This window comes from Alphaproteobacteria bacterium (genome assembly GCA_039980135.1).
Lineage (GTDB): Bacteria > Pseudomonadota > Alphaproteobacteria > UBA6615 > UBA6615 > UBA8079.
On the sequence record JBDXCV010000002.1, the window covers coordinates 72,659 to 88,470 of the forward strand.

The 15,812-nt window shown below is 63.8% G+C and carries 16 protein-coding genes; 4 read left to right on the forward strand and 12 right to left on the reverse strand.

Translation table 11 applies throughout. From position 1 onward, the window contains the following. Nucleotide 1 precedes the first annotated feature (1 nt). The 4 genes from ABJ363_01300 to ABJ363_01315 form a co-directional block, all read right to left on the reverse strand. On the reverse strand, nt 2-1,135 hold the full coding sequence (locus ABJ363_01300; GenBank protein MEP4377609.1) for a DUF1343 domain-containing protein: 1,134 nt from the start codon (nt 1,133-1,135) through the stop codon (nt 2-4). A gap of 52 nt (nt 1,136-1,187) precedes the next feature. After that, nucleotides 1,188-1,505: a hypothetical protein gene (locus tag ABJ363_01305; protein MEP4377610.1), complete on the reverse strand. Its 318-nt coding sequence runs from the start codon at nt 1,503-1,505 to the stop codon at nt 1,188-1,190. Nucleotides 1,506-1,700: 195 nt separating this feature from the next. Then, the gene (locus tag ABJ363_01310) at nt 1,701-2,042 is read right to left on the reverse strand and encodes a DUF2794 domain-containing protein (GenBank protein ID MEP4377611.1); all 342 of its coding nucleotides are present in this window, start codon (nt 2,040-2,042) and stop codon (nt 1,701-1,703) included. 83 nt (nt 2,043-2,125) lie between these two features. Further along, complete coding sequence (locus ABJ363_01315; protein MEP4377612.1) at nt 2,126-2,452, reverse strand: hypothetical protein; 327 nt, start codon at nt 2,450-2,452, stop codon at nt 2,126-2,128. A gap of 171 nt (nt 2,453-2,623) precedes the next feature. Here ABJ363_01315 and ABJ363_01320 point away from each other — a divergent pair, with 171 nt between their 5' ends. From ABJ363_01320 to der, 3 genes are read left to right on the forward strand one after another with little or no spacing between them, the layout of a single operon-like run. After that, complete coding sequence (locus ABJ363_01320; protein ID MEP4377613.1) at nt 2,624-3,268, forward strand: tetratricopeptide repeat protein; 645 nt, start codon at nt 2,624-2,626, stop codon at nt 3,266-3,268. A 2-nt stretch (nt 3,269-3,270) separates the two neighbouring features. Then, a complete protein-coding gene (locus ABJ363_01325; GenBank protein ID MEP4377614.1) occupies nt 3,271-4,614 on the forward strand; it encodes a PQQ-binding-like beta-propeller repeat protein in 1,344 nt (447 codons plus the stop codon). A gap of 19 nt (nt 4,615-4,633) precedes the next feature. Then, complete coding sequence (der, locus tag ABJ363_01330) at nt 4,634-5,995, forward strand: ribosome biogenesis GTPase Der (GenBank protein ID MEP4377615.1); 1,362 nt, start codon at nt 4,634-4,636, stop codon at nt 5,993-5,995. Nucleotides 5,996-6,033: 38 nt separating this feature from the next. On the opposite strand, the gene ABJ363_01335 is transcribed toward der, so the two are convergent. Genes ABJ363_01335 through ABJ363_01370 form a run of 8 tightly spaced genes read right to left on the reverse strand, consistent with a single transcriptional unit; the run spans nt 6,034 to nt 14,585 of the window. Beyond that, the gene (locus ABJ363_01335) at nt 6,034-6,759 is read right to left on the reverse strand and encodes an SDR family NAD(P)-dependent oxidoreductase (protein ID MEP4377616.1); all 726 of its coding nucleotides are present in this window, start codon (nt 6,757-6,759) and stop codon (nt 6,034-6,036) included. 8 nt (nt 6,760-6,767) lie between these two features. Then, nucleotides 6,768-8,243 (reverse strand): amidophosphoribosyltransferase, encoded by a 1,476-nt coding sequence (gene purF / locus ABJ363_01340; GenBank protein MEP4377617.1) that lies wholly within the window; start codon nt 8,241-8,243, stop codon nt 6,768-6,770. Then, nucleotides 8,240-8,905 carry a CvpA family protein gene (locus ABJ363_01345; GenBank protein MEP4377618.1) on the reverse strand — a complete coding sequence of 222 codons (666 nt, stop codon included), beginning with the start codon at nt 8,903-8,905 and terminating at the stop codon, nt 8,240-8,242. Before ABJ363_01345 ends, purF begins: the two co-directional genes overlap by 4 nt. Before the next feature lie 3 nt (nt 8,906-8,908). Then, complete coding sequence (gene radA / locus ABJ363_01350; GenBank protein MEP4377619.1) at nt 8,909-10,315, reverse strand: DNA repair protein RadA; 1,407 nt, start codon at nt 10,313-10,315, stop codon at nt 8,909-8,911. Nucleotides 10,316-10,318: 3 nt separating this feature from the next. Beyond that, nucleotides 10,319-11,101, reverse strand: coding sequence for an ATP-binding cassette domain-containing protein (locus ABJ363_01355; protein ID MEP4377620.1), 783 nt, complete (start codon nt 11,099-11,101; stop codon nt 10,319-10,321). Then, nucleotides 11,098-11,868, reverse strand: a complete 771-nt coding sequence (locus ABJ363_01360) for an ABC transporter permease (protein MEP4377621.1) — start codon at nt 11,866-11,868, stop codon at nt 11,098-11,100. The genes ABJ363_01355 and ABJ363_01360 overlap by 4 nt, the downstream gene beginning before the upstream one ends. A 2-nt stretch (nt 11,869-11,870) precedes the next feature. Then, the gene (alr, locus tag ABJ363_01365) at nt 11,871-13,031 is read right to left on the reverse strand and encodes an alanine racemase (GenBank protein ID MEP4377622.1); all 1,161 of its coding nucleotides are present in this window, start codon (nt 13,029-13,031) and stop codon (nt 11,871-11,873) included. Between the two features lie 30 nt (nt 13,032-13,061). Beyond that, a complete protein-coding gene (locus tag ABJ363_01370; GenBank protein MEP4377623.1) occupies nt 13,062-14,585 on the reverse strand; it encodes a replicative DNA helicase in 1,524 nt (507 codons plus the stop codon). A gap of 241 nt (nt 14,586-14,826) precedes the next feature. Between ABJ363_01370 and ABJ363_01375 the strand changes: the two genes are divergently transcribed. Then, on the forward strand, nt 14,827-15,810 hold the full coding sequence (locus ABJ363_01375; GenBank protein ID MEP4377624.1) for an NADPH:quinone reductase: 984 nt from the start codon (nt 14,827-14,829) through the stop codon (nt 15,808-15,810). Nucleotides 15,811-15,812 lie beyond the last annotated feature (2 nt).

The following is a 15,812-nucleotide window of genomic DNA, read 5'->3' on the forward strand; positions in this document are numbered from 1 at the left end:
GCTATCGCCAGTCCTGCAGGATGGCGTCGGCGGACCGACCCGTTTCGAGCTGTGTTCGAAGATCGGCGCGTCCGAACAGCACATCGATCGCCATGTCGGAGGTTGAACCGCCAGCCGGCAACCACGCGAAGTCTTCGTGTTTTTCCAAAAGCCACGCGAGCAGATATACGCCGAGCGCGAGCGGCTCGTGGCGGGGCACACGCCTTGGCCAAATCGCGACCCCGGGAACCGGCTGTCCCGATGCGGGCGGGCGGGTGAAGAATATCTCGCCGGGTGCAGCGCCGAAGCCCGTCGACCATTCATTGACCGCGTGGGCGAGGGCTTCGGCGTCGAGACCCGGTGCGGAAACCGAGCGAAATGAGACCGAAGTGCCCCGGCCCTCGCTCACATTCGTGGCTTCGAGCAGCACCAGTCCGGCATAGGCCGCCACCGCGTCGGGGTGAGACAGGGCCGGCGACGGCGGAATCCAGCCGAGCGGCGGCTGCAGCGATACGTCGGCGGGATAGACCGCAAACGGCGCCTGGGTGATCATCGGTGCGACGGAGAGCGCGATGAGTTCACCTATGGTGCGACCGTGGACGAAAGGCACATCGAAATAGGCGAGCAGGGACCTGCACTCGGCCTCGGGGCGGGGGCCCTCAATCGTGGGGCCGAGAGGGTTGGCGCGATCGCAGACGATAACCTCGATGTGACGCTCCAGTGCCGTGCTGGCAAACCGGGCCGCCGTCGCGGCGTAGGTGTAGCAACGCACACCGACGTCACGCAGGTCGATAACCAATGCATCCAGCCCTTCCAGAACAGCGTCCGCATTGTCCTCCGCGCCCTCGTACAAACTGTGAACCGGGAGTCCCGTTAGCGGATCCGTGCTGTTCGACACGGCTTCGCCGGCGCCCTCAGACAGCCGCATGCCATGCTCCGGTGTAAACAAACGCGGGCTGTCGCCACCATGGCCGCCTATGGCCCGCATTAGCGCCAGCGTTGCCGGAATCTGATCTGCCGTGGTGCAGGCGTGATTCGTCAGCAGGCCAACCTTTTGCATCGCAAGACGCCGGGTCATTTGTTCATCGGCAATCAGACGGTCGAGACCTGACAGCGCGCGTTTTCCATTTTCAGCGCGGCTGTCCGTCCCGGTCATGGGGCAAGCTTACCGACGTGGGGGGTCGGGAACAATGATCGCCGGCATGGGGTCAGGCCCGCCAGTTGAGGATCGCGCCGCCGCGTTTTGTGACCTCGTCTTCCGCGGCCTTCTCGGCGGGGAAGCGCCGCAGGACCTCACCCGACTGGGTGTCGAGAATCTCAACGAAAACGTCTGATTCGAACGGGTCATAGTTGAGGCGCGCCTCGATCTTCGACTTCACGGGCTCCGGAATCCGGATGGGTTCGGGCACGCCCGGCTTCTCCGCAGGATCTTCCGGAAGTTTCTCCGTGACATCCTTGGGGATCGGCTTTGGCGCGCTGATTCGCGCTTCGCCGGGACTGGTTATCTTTCGCTCGAATACTTCCATCATCCGCTCCGCGGAACTCTCCGTGATCCTCAACAGAAACTCGGCATGGTTTTCATCAACACCGCCATACGACACTGGTTTGGACCCGATTGCGGCGAAGCGCAAACAGGATTGCATCGAGTTTTAGAATTCCGATTTTTCGCTAAAAACGGCGGAAATATCGGGCGAATTTGAGACAAATTCACGCAGAGCGAATCAGCCGATGGTCCGCAGCCGGGGTTTGCTTTTGATTGCGTCCAGGACTGTTTCCAGGCTCTCGCTTTGTTTCAGGCGCTGGGGGCCACGAGAAACCGCATAGAGCGGGGGCCGGCCGCCCTTGCCGGGGGATTTTTCGATCGCATAGAGCGGGTGCTCGGCAGTGTGCCGAAAAACGGAGAAAACCGCCCGGTCGCGGGTAAAATCCATCGCGTAATCGCGCCATTCACCGGCCGCGACCCGCCGGCTGTACTCGTTCAGAAGAATGCGGAGTTCGTTCCGGCCGAACGTAACCTTGCCTGCCTTGTGACTGGATTTGTGCAGGGTCTGATAGGAACTCATGAGTGGAACGCTCGCCCGTGACCGTTGAGTGGCTGACGGGGCAAGTTTTCCTGATTTTCGGGGGCCTGTCCAGCGAACCCGGCTCAGGGGGCGAGGCGGGTTTCCGTTTCGAAACGGTTGGCGACCTCGTAGCAACTCACCCGCGCAATCGATTGGTAGCAGACGAGATTGGCCTGTTCGCCGGAATCCTCGTAACGCTTGGGCTGACACCAGGCCTCCCCGCGCAACGAATGGCGAAAGGTGCATTCTTCGCCTGTCGCAAATGACATGACATGGTCAGACACAGTCTTGCCGGAATCCATCACGGTCACCACGCTGGCGCCGCCGAGCGCAAGCGTGGCCGGGTCGGCACATGCCGCCAGGGCGAGGGGGGCGGCGATGGCCAGAATGTTTCGAATGCCCGGTCGCATGATCGGATTTCCTCTTGTTGAGGTACGATTGTGTCAGCGTCGGGTTAAAAAATGGTATGACCCCATACCGACTTTGATCAAAACGCCGTTAAACGGTTGATTTCGGTGCGCTGTGCGGCGATATAGCGGCGTGTGATAATCACGCGAAGTTCTTGAAAAGGAATTGTTTTCGTGTCGGATCAGCTGTTCCGCGAAGTAGATGAAGAAGTCCGCCAGGACCGTTTCCAGGAGATATGGAAGCGCTATGGCATCTATCTGGTGATTGGCGTCGTTGTGATCGTCGGCGGGACCATCGCCTTCGTCCTCTGGCGCGATGCCCAGCAGAGTGCCCGCGATGCGGATAGCGCGCGTTTTCTGGATGCCGTTGTGCAGGAAAGTGTGCAAGCAGACGCGGCGCTGCGCGAACTTCGCGTCCTGGCGCAGGAAGGCACGCCCGCCTATCGGTTCCTCGCACAGTTGCGCGAAGCGCGCCTGCTGGCGACCCAGGGTGACAAGGCCCAGGCGCTTGCTGTTTTCGATTCGATCGCCGCTGATTCCGACCTGCGCGGCACCTATCGTGATCTGGCGCGCCTTCTGGCCGTCGCGAACGGGTTGGACGTCTTGTCCCAGAATGAAGTCGAGGCGCGGATCGGGCCGCTGAATACGGACGGCAATCCCTTCCAGGTGACCGCGCGGGAATTCCTCGCCGTCGCCGCCATCCAGGCCGGCGAGCGAGAACGGGCAGCGGAACTGTTGCGCGCGAACCAGGCCGACCCCTCGGCACCGGTCGCATCGCGCGCGCGCGCCACAGAACTTCTCACGGCGATCGGTCTTTGATCATGTTCGCGAGCATGTTCGTACCCGTGCGTAAAGTATGGCTTCTGCCGGTAATGCTGTTCACGCTTGCCGCCTGCGATACGTTCGATTTCCTCGGTGCGAGCGACGATGTGCCATTGCCCGGCGAGCGGATCGCGGTTTTGCAGGCGCAGGATCGGATTTCCGCGTCATCCCAGGTCGCCGACCTGGCCATCCGACTGCCGCGGCCCCAGATCAATGAAGACTGGCCCCAGCAGGGCGGTTTCGCCAACCACGCGATGCATCATCTTGCACTCTCCGGCAATCCGGTTGAGGTCTGGTCGTACAGCATTGGTTCGGGCGGCGATGATGATGCCCCGATCCTGTCCGGTCCGGTCGTCGCCAATGGGCTGGTGTATTCGATGGATTCCGACGCGGTCGTGACCGCGCGACGGGCGGACAACGGGGAGACCGTCTGGGCAGCGGACATCGAACCCGAAGATGAAGATGACGGAAACTGGGGCGGCGGTGTCGTCTATGATCTTGGCCGGATTTATGCCGGCACCGGTTTCGCACAGGTCGTCGCGCTCGACGCCGCGACGGGACGCGTACTCTGGCGGACGTCGGTATCGGGACCGATGCGCTCGGCCCCAACGGCCTTCGGCGGCAAGGTCTATGCGGTCACGAAGGACAACCAGATCTTTGCCATTGATGCCGATCTGGGGGTCGTCGATTGGACCCATACGGGCATCGAAGAGGGGGCCGGACTGATTGGTTCGGCGAGCGCCGCGGTGGACGGCGATATTGTCGTGGTCCCTTATTCGTCGGGTGAGATATTCGCACTCCGCGCCGAAAACGGGCGCCAGCTCTGGAGTGACAATCTGGCGGCGATCCGGCGCGTGGACGCCGTGTCGGCCCTGGCGGATATCCGCGGGCGCCCCGTTGTCGATCGTGGCCGGGTCTATGCCATAAGCCATTCGGGACGGATGGTCGCGATCGACCTGGCCAGCGGACGACGTGTCTGGGAAGCCGAAGTGGGCGGGGTGAACCAGCCCTGGATCGCGGGCAATTTCCTGTTCGTCGTCAGTACCGAAGGTGATGTCGTGGCGCTGGTCGCCGAGAACGGGCTGGTCCGCTGGGTGACCCCGCTGGGCCGGTATGAAGACCCCGAAGACCGTGAGGGCCTGATCAACTGGTCGGGTCCGGTGCTTGCCAGTGACCGGCTGATCGTGACGGGCAGCCATGGCGTCGCGGTCGCACTGTCGCCCTATACCGGTGAAATCATCGGTGAGATCGACATGCCCGGCGACGTATCGCTGCCCCCCATCCTGGCGAACGAGACCCTGTATTTCCAGACCGATGGCGCGCGCCTGATCGCGTACCGTTAGGTCCCGGCGGGAACCTTCCATGCAACCGACCGTGGTCATTGTCGGACGTCCCAACGTCGGCAAATCGACGCTGTTCAACCGTTTGGTGGGCCGGCGCGAGGCGCTGGTCGACGACAGGCCGGGGGTCACGCGCGACCGCCGCGAAGGGCAGGGTTCGCTCGGTGATCTCGAGTTCCGGATCGTCGACACGGCGGGTCTGGAGGAGGCATTCGACGACAGCCTGCCGGCACGCATGCGCCGCCAGACCGAGCAGGCGCTCGCCGAGGCCGATGTTGTTTTCATGGTGTTCGATGCGCGCGCGGGGATCACCCCGCTCGATGAGCAATTCTCCTCATGGCTCCGCAGCCGGGATGCAAATGTCTTTCTCGTCGCCAACAAATGTGAGGGCCGCGCCGGCGAGAGCGGAGTCCTGGAATCCTATGCGCTGGGTCTGGGCGATCCGATCGCGATCTCCGCGGAGCATGGCGAGGGCATTCATCTTCTGTTTGATCCGATCGCCGCGGCCGCAGGACCGGCCGAGAGCGACAGCCGGGATGAACCCGATGCGGATCCGGATGCCGATACATCCGTGCTTCGCCTGGCGATCGTCGGGCGGCCGAATGTCGGCAAGTCGACCCTGATCAATACGGTGCTCGGCCAGGACCGGCTCCTGACCGGCCCCGAAGCCGGGATCACACGGGATGCGATATCGGTCGAATGGATGTTCGAGGGCCAGCGCATCGCGCTGGTGGATACGGCGGGTATGCGCCGCAAGGCCCGGATCGACGAGAAGCTGGAGAAACTGTCTGTCGGAAACTCACTCCACGCCATCCAGTATGCGCATGTGGTGGCGCTCGTGCTCGACAGCGAACAGATGCTCGAGCGCCAGGACCTGGCCATCGCCCGTCATGTGATCGAGGAAGGCCGCGCCTTCGTGATTGTGGTCAACAAGTGGGACCTGATCACCGATCACAAGGCCGCACTGGATTTGTTGCATGACCGGATGCAGGTGTCGCTGCCACAGGGTGCCGGAACGCCGATCGTGACCCTGTCGGCGACGACCGGGCGCGGTCTCGACAAGCTGATGCCGGCGGTACTGGGGGCCTACAAGGACTGGAACCTGCGCATCACGACGTCGGAACTGAATGCCTGGCTGAATGATTCGATCGAGCGTCATCCGCCGCCGCTGGCGGCAAACAAGCGTCCCATCCGCCTGCGCTACGCGACCCAGCCGAAGGCCCGGCCGCCGACCGTCGTGCTTTTCGGAAACCGGCCGGAAGACCTGCCGACCAGCTACATTCGCTATCTCGAGAACAGTTTTCGGGACAGGTTCAAGCTTGCCGGCACGCCGATCCGCGTGCTGACCCGCAAGGGTGATAACCCCTATCACGACAAGAAATAGCTGTGTCGGTGCGCAGCGCGCCGCAGGGGCGGTATCCCTCAGGCGAGGTCGATCAGCTCGTCGTGCCGCGTGCACGCCGGAGACGCCAGTTCCACGAATGTCCCGGTAATGTCCTCGGGAGTCTTGAGAGTTTCCGGGTCCTCGCCGGGGAACGCCGCAGCGCGCATGCCGGTGCGCGTCGCACCGGGGTTGAGCAGATTGACGCGTACGTTCGTGTCCGTCAGTTCGGATGCCCAGACATGCACAAGCGTTTCCAGGGCGGCCTTGGTGACCGCGTAGGCGCCCCAGAAGGCGCGCGGTTTGGCTGCGGCCGCGCTGGTCACCATGATCGCGCGCCCGGCGTCCGAACGGCGCAACAACGGGTCCAGGGTTCGGATCAGGCGCCAGTTTGCATGGACGTTGACGTCGAAGACGCCATGCCACGCCTTGGCCTCATAGTGGGTGAGGGGCGTCATTTCACCCAGCGCGCCGGCGTTGCCGACCAGGATGTCGAGTTTATCGAACCGTTCCAGCAGCGCCGGTCCCAGCGTGTCGATGCGCTCGAACTCGGTCAGGTCGCACGGCACCAGCGTGGCCTGACCGCCTGCTGCCTTGATCGCATCGTCAACTTCCTCGAGACCGCCGACCGTGCGGGCGAGCAGGATTACATGGGCTCCCTCCGCGGCGAAACGCTTCGAGACCGCCGCGCCGACCCCGCGGGACGCGCCGGTGATCAGGGCCACGCGGCCGGCAAGGGCACCCGAGCCTGTTGTTTCGTTCGCCATCGTCTCGCCTAGGCCAACTCGGCGAGGAGCGACATCTGCGACGTGTTGTCGGTGTCGTTCATGTCGGTGAGCATGATCGGGTACTCGCCGCTGAAACAGGCATCGCAATATTGTGGGGCTTCGTTGTCGCGCCCTGTTTCGCCCATGGCCCGGTAGAGCCCGTCCATCGATACATAGGCCAGGCTATCGGCGCCGATCAGTTGGCGAATACCGTCCACGTCCTTGTTCGCGGCCAGGAGTTCGGACGCCTGCGGGGTGTCGATGCCGTAGAAGCAGGGGCTTCGCGTGGGCGGGCTCGAAATCCGGACATGCACCTCTGCGGCACCCGCGTTGCGGACCATCTCGACGATCTTCTGGGAGGTCGTGCCCCGGACGATGCTGTCGTCGACGAGGATCACGCGTTTGCCGTCGAGTTGGCCGCGGTTGGCATTGTGCTTCAGGCGGACGCCAAGATGGCGGATTTCATCTGTCGGTTCGATGAAGGTACGCCCGACATAGTGGTTGCGGATCAGGCCGAGTTCGAACGGGATTCCGGCTTCGGCCGCATAGCCGATCGCCGCCGGCACGCCGCTGTCGGGCACCGGGATCACCAGATCGGCTTCGACCGGACACTCGCGCGCCATCTCCGCGCCGATCGCCTTGCGTGCCTCATAGACATTCTTGCCGTCGACATTGGAATCCGGCCGGGCGAAATAGATGTACTCGAAGATGCAAAAGCGTTTGCGCGCCGGCGGGTTGGGCTTGTGGGAGTGCAGGCCGTCATCGTCGATGACGATGATCTCGCCCGGTTCCACGTCGCGCACGAAGTCCGCGCCGATGATATCCAGCGCGCAGGTCTCTGACGCCAGAATCCAGGCATCCCCGATCTGGCCCAGTACCAGCGGTCGCACGCCCAGCGGATCGCGGGCGCCGATCAGCTTGCGGCGCGACAGCGCGACGAGTGAATACGCACCGTCGATGGCTCGCAATGCCTCGATCACCCGGTCGAGAAGCCGCGCCTCCCGGCTGGTCGCGATCAGGTGCTGGATTACCTCCGTGTCCATCGTCGACTGGAAAAGCGAGCCAGCCTGAACGAGTTCACGCCGCAGCTGGCGGGCATTGGTCAGGTTGCCGTTATGGGCCAGCGCCAGCCCGCCGAAGCTGTAGTCGGCATACAGCGGCTGCACGTTACGCAGGACCGTCTCGCCGGCGGTGGAGTATCGGTTATGGCCGATCGCGGAATCGCCGGGCATCCGGTCAATCACGTCCCGGTCCCCGAAAATGTCACCGACGAGGCCCATCGCCCGGTGGGGATGAAAGCGCATGCCGTCATAGGACACGATACCGGCGGCTTCCTGCCCGCGATGCTGCAGGGCATGCAGGCCGAGCGCGGCAAATGCCGCCGCGTCTTCGGTGCCGAAGACCCCGAAGACTCCGCATTCTTCGTGGAATTTGTCCGGGTCGGCGGTTGCCTGGAACGGGTGGGTGGTGAGTGTGTTGGTCACTGGTTCCGCCGGATCAGATCTTCGAGGCCATCGCGCTCGCGCTCGTTATACCCTTCTTGCGGCCGCGGCGCAGAGGATTCGGGGGGCCGGGTGAGACGGTCGAGCGCGTCGCGCGCGGCGTCGATGTCGTTGGCGCGTTGTTGCGCGCGTTTGAGCGCGTCGCCGGTCTCGCCAATGACCTTTGCGGGCAGCAGTTCCTTGACGAGTAGCGCGCCACGTTCAACGGCGGGCCGCGTGCGGGCGTTCTCTACCCAGGGCGGTGGCTCGTCTCCGAAAACATCGCTGAGGAAGAGAAACGCGACGGAAATGACGATCCCCGCGGTGGCAAGGCCGGCAAGCAGCCCGAGCGAACGATCGAGTGCGTTGAGCCGGCCCGCGCGGACCCAGCCGCTGAGGATGTGGCTCAACAGATGGAGCACGATCAGCGCGACGATGAACAGGGCCGCGCCGGCGACGAGGTCGGCCAGCCATTCGGGATTGATGTACCGTGCCGCAAGGGGCGAGACGCGCGCGAGCCCGAAGATCGTGATCAGGCCGGCGCCGATCCAGGATGCGACGAACAAGCCGCCCCGCACGAAACCCGTGACCAGCCCGAACAGGGCGCCGAGGAAGATTGTCGCGAGGACCGCGATATCGAAAATGCTGAAGCCGCCGAAATCCATGGCTCAGACCGTCGCCAGATTGCCGCGCTGCGGCGTCGTGTCGAAACGGTCGAAGAGGTCGCGCAACCGGGCGATCTCGCCGACATCGAGACGGGTTTGGGCTTTTTTACTGCCCTGCTTGCGTCCGGTGCCGAGCGGCGGTGTCCAGGCGCGCTCGAAACCCAGTTTCTCCGCTTCGCGCATACGGGCATCCGCCTGGCCCACCCCGCGGACTTCGCCGCCGAGGCCGATTTCGCCAAAGACGACCGTACGCGGCGGCAAAGGCTGTTCCAGATGGGCCGACACGAGCGCGGCCGCCACGGCCAGGTCGGCAGCGGGTTCGCCCACCCGCAGGCCGCCGGCGACGTTCAGATAGACGTCGTGGGAGCCCAGATTCATGCCGCACCGGGTCTGCAGGACCGCGATGATCATCGCCAGGCGGCTCGAATCCCAGCCGACCACGGCGCGGCGCGGCGTACCCAGCGGGGTCGGCGCCACCAGCGCCTGAATCTCGACCAGCAGCGGCCGTGTGCCCTCGATGCCGGCGAATACGGCCGAGCCGCTGGTGGTGTCGCTGTGGCCCGCGATGAACAGTTCCGACGGGTTCTCGACCTCGGCGAGGCCTGCGTCGGTCATTTCGAAGACACCGATTTCGTCGGTGGCGCCGAACCGGTTCTTCACCGCCCGCAACAGGCGATACTGGTTGGCGCGTTCGCCCTCGAAATACAGGACGGCGTCGACCATATGCTCGAGTACCCGGGGGCCGGCAATCGCGCCTTCCTTCGTGACATGCCCGACCAGGATCATGGTCACGCCGCGGCGCTTCGCGACACGGATCAGCTCCTGGGCACAGGTGCGCACCTGTGCCACGGTGCCGGGCGCGGAATCGAGATTGTCGGCATACATCGTCTGGATCGAATCGATGATCGCGACGTCGGCGCCACCGACGGTATCAAGCGCGGCGAGGATGTCGCGGATGTTGGTGGCCGACGCCAGGTCGACCGGCGCGTCTGCCAGCCCGAGCCGTGCGGCTCGCAGGCGGATCTGATCGACGGCTTCCTCGCCCGAGATATAGGCGACGGAGACGCCGGTCCTGGCGAGCATCGCGGCCGCCTGCAACAGGAGCGTCGATTTGCCGATGCCCGGATCGCCACCAACCAGCAACGCGGAACCCGGGACCATGCCACCCCCACAGACCCGGTCGAGCTCGGCCATGCCGGTCATGCGTCGGGTGCGCTCGTCGGGGGCGCCGTCCAGTGACGTAAATGCGACGGCCTTGCCGCCAGCCTTGGTCACGCCCTTGGGGACGTTGGTCTCGCCCGATTCCTCGACAATCGAGTTCCACTCGCCGCAACCGTCACACTTGCCGCTCCACTTGCGGTGGACCGCGCCGCAGGACTGGCACACGAAGTTGCTTGTCGCGCGCGCCATGGCCTAGACCGCAACCTGAAGCTGGATCGGCCCGATGGAGCGTCCATTGATGAACTGGTCGACCATGTCATTTCCAGAGTGATCGATCTCGGCGACCGGACCATGCCAAACGATCCGACCTTGGTAGATCATGGCGATATTGTCGGCGATTCGCCGTGCGCTTGCCATGTCATGTGTAATCGTCAATGCCGTCGCGCCGAGTTCGCGGACGGATTTTACGATCAGGCTGTCGATGACGCTGCCCATGATCGGGTCGAGGCCGGTTGTCGGCTCATCGAAGAACAGGATTTCAGGCCGCGTCGCGATGGCCCGCGCCAGCCCGGCGCGTTTCTGCATGCCGCCCGACAATTCGGCCGGCGATCGGTCGGCGATATCGGCGTCGAGGCCGACCATGTTCATCGCCTGCAGGGCCGCGTCACGGGCGTCGTGCCGGCGAACGCCCTGGCTCTGGATCAGGCCGAAGGCGACGTTTTCCCAGACGGGCAGGCTGTCGAACAGGGCCGCGCCCTGAAACAGCATGCCGAATTTCCGGGTCACCCGCTCACGCTCGCGCGGCGACATGCCGAGGGTTTCCTCGCCATCGATCAGAATGGAGCCGGAATCCGGCTCCAGCAGGCCGATGATGCTCTTGATGAGGACCGATTTACCCGTGCCCGAACCACCGATCACCGCGAGCGAGCGCCCGGCGGGCAGGTCCAGATCGACCCCGCGCAGAACTTCGTTGGTACCGAACGCCTTGCGCAGGTCCCGGACCGAGATTTTCGGTGCCTCTCCGGGGGCGGTCATGACGCAAAGAACACGGCGGTGATGATGAAGTTGAACAGCAGCAGGAGGATCGAGGCCGAGACCACCGCGTTGGTCGTTGCCTGACCGACACCCTGTGCACCGCCCTTCGAATGGTAGCCGTGATAGGTCCCCATCAGGGCGACGAGAAAGCCGAACACGGCGGCCTTGACGAGGCCGGAGATGAAGCCGGTCCCGTCCAGACTGTCCCAGGTGCTCTTCAGATAGGTGGTCGGATTGAAGCCGAAATCATAAATCGAGACCAGAAACCCGCCGAGTACCCCGATAACGTCTGCAACCAGGACCAGCAGGGGCAGCATGGCGATGGCGGCGATGAGGCGCGGGGCGACGAGATATTTGTAGGGGTTTGTCGAAAGGGTCGTTAGCGCGTCGATCTGCTCGGTGACGCGCATGGTGCCTATTTCGGCCGCCATCGCCGCACCGATGCGGCCGGCGACCATCAAACCGGCGAGGACGGGGCCCAGTTCGCGGGTGATGCCCCAGACCACGACGTTGGCGATCGTGGCCTCACCGGCGAAGCCGAATCCGCTGAAACTCTGCAACGCGAGGACCGCGCCGGTAAAAATGGCGGTCAGGCCCACCACCGGCAGGGAGTAGTAGCCGATTTCGATCATCTGCTGGACGATCAAGCGGGGATAAAAGGGCGGCCGCACACAGTGATACAGGCCGATGCCCGCGAAGCCCGCGATCTGGCCGATCATCGCGAAGGTGGAGATCGTGCCGCGACCGATGGATGCCAGAAATCCCATGATCAATTCGTTCCACCCCGGTATTCGAGATGTAGCCGCGGGCCCAGCCGGCAAAGGGTCTCATACGCGATGGTCCCGGCGGCGTCTGCGAGGTCGTCGGGGCTGACGTTGGGCCCCAGAAGTTCGACCGCTTGTCCCGGGCGACAAAGCGCGGCCGCGAGGTCGGTGACATCGATGGTGATCAGATCCATGGAAATCCGTCCCGCGAGCGGGGCAGGCTGCCCGTCGATAAAGGCGCACATGCTGCTGCCCTCCGTATTACCGGTCGTGGTTCCGGCGGCGCGGGGGTATCCGTCGGCATAGCCTGCCGCGAGGGTCGCAATCCGACGGGTTCCGGTGACCTGATGGGCGGCACCGTATCCAACGGTCATGGGGGTGTCAACGTCACGGACTTGCAGAATTTTCGTATGAATTTCAACAACTTGTTTCATGGGATTGGGGCCATTGGCGTTCGGCCGAATCCCATAGAGTGACGCGCCCGGCCGGACCAAATCGAAATGATAGGCGGGGCCCAGAAAAACCCCGGGCGAATTCGCCAGACTGGTTTGAAACGGGTCGATCAACGGCGTCAGGCGTTCGCACGCAGACACAAAGCCGTCGCGCTGTGCCGCGTTCATCGGATGGTCCGGCGTGTCGGCACATGCGAGATGGCTCAGGACCGTCGATATCCCGACCCCGTCCAAACGCGCGGGCTCGGCCAATATTGTCTCGAGTTCCCCCTGGCCCAGCCCTAGTCGATTCATGCCCGTATCCACATGCAGAAAGGCATCCGGAACTTGCATGGATGCGCCGCGGCAAGCGGCGGCCCAGGTCTCGATCTGGGGCATGCTGTTCAGGGTCGGTGTCAACCGGTTGTCGAGGAATGTAGCGATGGCTTCGGGCGTCGGCCCGTTGAGGACGACGATCTCGGCCGTGGCGTTTGTCGCGCGCAGATGCGCGCCTTCGGCCGGTGTCGCGACGAAAAACGTGTCGCAGCCCGCTTCCGCCAGCGTGCGTGTAACGGGACCGACGCCGAGGCCGTAGGCATCGGCCTTGACCGCAGCGCCGACGCGCGCGCCGGGGCAGGTGGACCGGATCAGGCGGAAATTATCGGCGATCGCGTCCAGGTCAACGATCAGGACGGCGCCGGTATCGGCCGGGATGATAATTTCGTGTGCCGCCAAGGGTTTAGTGCCTTGTAACCATGGAAGGCTCTAGTACCGGTCCTCGGGCAGATAGTCGTCGGGCGACAGGTCGGCGAACTGGGTGTAGTCGCCGTTGAACTGCAACACCACCGTCCCGATCGGTCCGTGCCGCTGTTTGGCGATGATCACTTCCGCCTTGTTCCGGCATTTTTCGAGCAACTCCATATAGCGTTGCTCGCGTTCCAGAAAGGTTTCCGATTTTTCGCTGTCGCGCGGGGTCGGCTTCTCGCGCTCGCGGTAATATTCCTCGCGATAGATGAACGTGACCACGTCGGCGTCCTGCTCGATCGATCCCGATTCGCGGAGGTCCGAAAGCTGCGGGCGTTTGTCCTCGCGTTGCTCGACCGCACGAGACAACTGACTCAACGCGATCACCGGGACATTCAGCTCCTTCGCCAGTGCCTTCAGGCCACGGGTGATTTGGGAGACCTCCTGGACCCGGTTGTCACCGCGGCTGTTGGCCGGTGGATTAATGAGCTGCAGATAGTCGATGATGATCAGGCTGAGACCGTGCTGTCGCTTGAGCCGTCGCGCCCGGGTCCGGATCTGCGCCATGGTCAGCGCCGGCGTGTCATCGATAAACAGCTTCAGGCCATGCAATGCCTGGGAGACGGCGAACACCCGGTTATACTCTTCCTCGCGCACATCGCCGCGCCGGATCGAGTCCGAACGCACATGGGCCTGTTCGGAAATAATACGCGTGGCGAGCTGTTCGGCCGACATTTCGAGCGAGAAAAAGGCGACGCTTTCGGTTTCCTCGATCTCCGTCCCGTCGGGTCCGTCCTTGCGCTGCTTCGTCGAGGCCGCGTGGTAGGCGATGTTGGTGGCCAGCGCGGTCTTGCCCATGGATGGCCGCGCCGCGACGATCACCAGATCGGACTCATGCAGCCCCCCCAGCAGCTTGTCGAGATCGGTGAAGCCCGTTGGTACGCCGACAAGCTGACCGTCACGCTTGTAGGCCGCCGCCGCCATGTCGATGGCGCCCGTGACGGCACTCTTGAAGTCCCGGAACCCGGTATCGGTCGTGCCTTCCTCGGCCAACTGGAAAAGCATCTCCTCGGCGCGCTCGATCTGCTGGGGTGCGGGCGTTTCGAGCTCATATTCATACGCGTTGTTGACCACCTGGCCGCCGATATCGATCAGCTCGCGCCGCAGGAAACAGTCATAGACCTCGCGCCCCAGGTCGAGCGCGTTCTGGATGGTGATAACCGCGTTCGCCAGTTCGGCGATATAGGCCTGTCCGCCGATTGCTTTCAGGTCCGCATCGTCCTTGAAATAGTTTTTCAGGGTCACCGGATCGGCGATCTGGCCGTGCTCGATCAGGTGGGCGCAGGCGGCATAGACGCTGGCATGGGCCGGGTCGGCGAAATGTTCGGGCAGGAGAAACTCCTGCACCCGCTCAAACGAGCGGTTATTGACCAGAATCGCGCCCAACAGCGCCATCTCCGCCTCGAAATTATGCGGCGGAGAGCGGAATCCTATCCCGCCTTCTTCGCCGTGCAGAGGCATGATGTTGGCGGCTTCGTCGGCCATCGGATCGGTCATATCGCTCGTTGTCATGGCGCTGCACCCTAATGATGCTGGCGTCCCCACATTGTACCCATCTGCGGTGAGTCTGGTGGAACATGAGGATAAGCCGTTTCGCGAGGGGCAAATTTCCGCTTGCGGCAACCGAAAATCTGAGTAATTGCCCGCGTCTTTCGCTGCTGGCCGGGCTGGCCGGGCGGACCATCGGGTCTATAGTCATCCCCGCAAATCCAACGGGGGAAAGCAAATGCGTGCAGCCTGGTACGCGGAATTCGGTGCCGCGAAGGACATATTCGAAATCGGGGAACTGGATAAGCCGGTGGCCGGCGACGGCGAGGTGCTCGTCAGGGTGCATGCCACGGGCATCAATCCGCTGGATGTGAAGCGCCGCGCCGGTCTGCGCGGGCCCATGATGGGAGAGGTGATGATCCCGCATTTCGATGGTGCCGGCGTGATCGAGGCGGTCGGTGCGGGCGTGGATGCGGGCCGCATCGGCGAGAGGGTCTGGTTGTATGAGGGACATATGCGACGTGCCAACGGGACGGCCGCAGAGTATATCGCCCTCGATGCCTCCCGCGCGAACCCGCTGCCCGAGGGCCAGAGTTTTGCTGCGGGGGCGTGTCTGGGTATTCCCGCGATGACCGCCCATGCTGCCGTGTTCACGGATGGACCCGTCGGTGGCCAGACGATACTGGTGACCGGCGCCGCCGGGGCGGTGGGCAACTATGCCGTGCAGATGGCGCGTAATGGCGGTGCAACTGTCATCGGCACGGTCAGTTCTGACGAGAAAGCGGCCCGCGCGATGGAAGACGGTGCGACCCACACCATCAACTACAGGACCGAGGACGTCGCCGCGCGGATCAAGGAACTGACCGACGGCAAGGGCGTCGACCGTGTGGTTGAGGTCGAGCTCGGCGGCAATATCGAGACGACGGTCAGGATTCTCAAGACCGGGGCCACCATCGCGGCCTATGCGTCCATGGCCGAGCCGGTGGTGCCGTATCCGTTCTACAAGCTGCTGGCGAAGGCCCCCACACTGCACATCATCGGCTGTTTCACCATGGCCGAGGCATTCAAGACGCAAAGTGTTGCGGACATCTCCCGCTGGATGGCGGCGGGGAAGCTGACCAGCCGGGTCGCGCGCGAGTTCCCGCTGGAAGATATCGCGGCGGCCCATGAGCTGGTCGAAGAAGGCAGCCAGGTGGGCGGTGTGGTCGTGACGATCGAGTAGGG